Raw genomic sequence first — 3,130 nt, 5'->3', positions numbered from 1 at the left:
AGGCATCCGCTGCCCTCGAAATTTGGTAAGTGGAATACACAGGGATGGGCAGGCTCATGGTTTTATTCTCCGCGACGAAAAACAAAAATGCACCACTGAGCCAACAGCATAGTCGTGACCGGCTGGCCGTGCAGGCCCTTTGATAGAGCCTTGCGCAGCGTGTTGGAATTTGTGAAGCCAGTCACACGCCTATGCGTGCCCATCGTTCATTAGCTGCCCTCGATGACCTGCTGACTCCCTCGACGGGGTGAGTGAACCGTGTGGATTACACGGCGGCGAGTCGAACGGTCGCGCTCTTACATTTCAATCGAATTTCAATGATTGAAATTTCAATAAGCCAGCCAACCCGTCACTGACACGACCGCGCGGGTTCTTTGCCCCGTACCCTTTCGAAATGCGCAGGGGCCCCGGCGTCACTCGGAACGGCTCCTGCGTATTTCCGCGCGCGGCCAAATCATGAGGATGGCACCTCTTGCCCCACCGAACGGATGTCACCTTCGGCCTCGACCCACTCCCGATACTGTTCACGTAGCATGCTGCGTTCCAGCTCAGGGCTGACATCTGGGCGAACCTGTCTTGTGAGATCCCTAGTTCCAGCGAAGCGGTCCGTGTCGCGTGTGAAGAAAGGGCAACCAGTCATTGAGTGTGTCGGCTACCTCGACGGCGTATTGCGGATCAATTATCGGTTTTGCCAACGACATGGTCTGTATTCCTCTATCAGGCATCAGTGATTCGACCGTCGCTAAGTATGGTCCATCCGCCCAACTGTGGCCGTTTCTACCGCGCAACTCGCCGACCGGAGAGGGGGTTGTGGTATTACCGCCCCGGCGTCGTCTTGGTTGCGCCATCGGCAACAATTAGCGCCGGGGTTTCCAACTGCCCAGCGTCCTGCGCCCACTGCTCAAGGTTATGCGGGCACACGAGGTGCGCAGGGCGCGCGTTCGCCGCTTGCACTGGAACCCCCTGTTTCACACCAGTGCGTTGGCGGCCCCTTTGACGATCCGATTCTGGCTGGTCGCGAGACCTTTCCTAACCTCAATCGGCCCCTTCGAAGCGGTGAACCGGTTGAGTTTTTCCAAAAAACGTTCGAGTTTGCTCGAAAAACAGCTGAGTTTTCAGTGACACGACGGAGTTAACTTCTTGAAAAAAAGCCCTGAAAAACGGCTACAAGCCGCAGCCTGCTTGGCTTTCAGCCCGGTTAACCTGCCGAGTTAACCAGTTAACCAGTTAACCGAGTAAATGAGTCGGTTAACTCATCGGTTAACCCGGCTGCAGGCCACGGATTACGGGGCTTACAGCGATTTTTACGGTCAGCAGAGTTAACCGGGTAAACTCACTAGAAAATCGGCTACAGGCCTTAGCCCGCCTGCCTCTCAGACCAGTTAACCAGCCAACTCCTTAGTTAACTTCTAGAATAGCGCCTTGGTTAACCGGGCTACAGGCCACGTACTACGGGGCTTCCAGCGACTTTTACGGTAAACATTGGTTAACCCGGTTAACTCATCGGTTAACCGGGCTACAGACCACGGCCTGCGCGGCCTTCAGCGATTTTTATGGTGAAATTAGTTAACCAGTTAACCAATGTTTGAGGGCTGCCGCTAACGAAATCACGCGAGTCCGAGGGCCCGTAACCTTTGGGCATCGTCAGGGTCCCCGGCGTGCTTTGGAAATTCGATCCTCCCCGCACGCGGCTGCGGCGGCCTCGATCATCATCGCTACTGTCGACGCTCCGGTGGGTTGGTGTAGGTCGTTCGTCCGTTCACTCGAAGTTGTGCATTGGCTCGCTGCCGGTCAAGTAGGTCATAAGGCGGCAACCCTCGTTATACAAGGCATTCAGCCTGACGGCGGGGTAATTGGGGCGCGACGACAAAAACAACAACCAACCACCGAAAAAGGGTCACATGTACACATGGAACGGGGCCCGAATTACCCCCTAGGGCCACCCCCTCGGGAGGACCCGCCCTCTTTCTTGGTCACGGTGGCGGTTCAGTGTCCGGCTCACTTAACGACGGTTCGACAAGCCGCTGGGCCAGCTCGCGATGGGCCTTGTGTTGCTCGCGCAGTTCTCGGGCCATGCTGCGTAACAGTGCGCGAACTGCGCCCTGATCGGCATTACGCGCCACCACAGCTTTTCCCTCGTCGCTTTTGGGGCCGGTGCTGTGTTGCCACGGTTGCCAGCGCTGAATCATCGCCGCTTGCCGTGCCCGGCGTTCGGGCGTCCAGCCGTTGCTCATGGTCTGCCTCCAATACTTTGTTCTGCGCGGTTTTATTTTTCCGCGTGCGCGGGCGCGGTGTATTTGATGCCGGGGCGGTGTTGGTGTTGGCGCTGGTGCCGCTGTTGCCGGGCGCGCCGTTGTTCACCTGCACCTGATGGCCGATGTTCGCTTGACCGACAAAGGCCACCTGCTTGGGGGCCTTGAGTTCGCCCAGTGTTTGCAAGGTGGCGCGGCTTTGACTCTGGGCTTTGAGCGCCAGCCGTAAATATACCTCCAGTACCACGACCGAGGGGGCTTTCGCCGCCCTTGTCGCCAGTGCGGCAAACAAGCCATCGAGCGTGTGCGCTTGCGCCAGCAACATGTCTTCCACGCGGCTCAGATCGCCACCGCGCATTGCGTTGTTCTGCTCGCGCAGCTCGGCGGACAACTCTTTAAACGGCGGGTTAGTGACGGTGGTCCATTTCTCCAGCACGGCAGCGCTCAAGGCGTCCGGCGCTATCGATATCTTGGCTTTGATTTGCGCCAGCGCCTTGTCTTGTTGGCGTTTGAGTTCGGTGGCGGCGTCGTCGGAGGTACTCAAGGGCGGAGCTCCATCGGGATTAAATCGTAAGCAGCGCGTAAGGCAGCACCAGCTGGGCAATGGCGTTTTTTTGAGGCGTAACACAGGGGGCAGCCAAACAGATGGCCGTGGTACTCATCGCGTGCCTGTTGCCATGCAGGCGAAGCAGTCGCGGCAGTCACGTGCACAGGCGCGAGGGCGTGCCGCTGTGGCAGGACGCGCGGTGGTTCCAAAGAGGCCGGAGTCTTGCCCAGACCACGGAGCACGTCAGCCGCCCGGTACGGTGTGTGACGTGCACACTCGGCGACATCCTCTGTCGTGAGTGCTCCTGTAGACAAGAGTTGATCGGGCGAAG

At 58.2% G+C, this 3,130-nt stretch carries 2 protein-coding genes; both read right to left on the bottom strand.

Annotated elements, in window-relative coordinates; all coding sequences use genetic code 11:
* Positions 1 to 1,973 precede the first annotated feature (1,973 nt).
* Positions 1,974 to 2,123: a hypothetical protein gene (locus ACIQVE_RS29405; RefSeq protein WP_402815370.1), complete on the bottom strand. Its 150-nt coding sequence runs from the start codon at positions 2,121 to 2,123 to the stop codon at positions 1,974 to 1,976.
* Positions 2,113 to 2,796 carry a hypothetical protein gene (locus ACIQVE_RS29400; RefSeq protein ID WP_402815438.1) on the bottom strand — a complete coding sequence of 228 codons (684 nt, stop codon included), beginning with the start codon at positions 2,794 to 2,796 and terminating at the stop codon, positions 2,113 to 2,115. Before ACIQVE_RS29400 ends, ACIQVE_RS29405 begins: the two co-directional genes overlap by 11 nt.
* Positions 2,797 to 3,130 lie beyond the last annotated feature (334 nt).

It is taken from the genome of Pseudomonas sp. NPDC098747 (assembly GCF_044760045.1).
In the GTDB taxonomy this organism is placed as follows: Bacteria; Pseudomonadota; Gammaproteobacteria; order Pseudomonadales; family Pseudomonadaceae; genus Aquipseudomonas.
The sequence above is the reverse complement of the archived record's forward strand: the minus strand, read 5'-3'. Positions and strand labels throughout refer to the sequence as shown.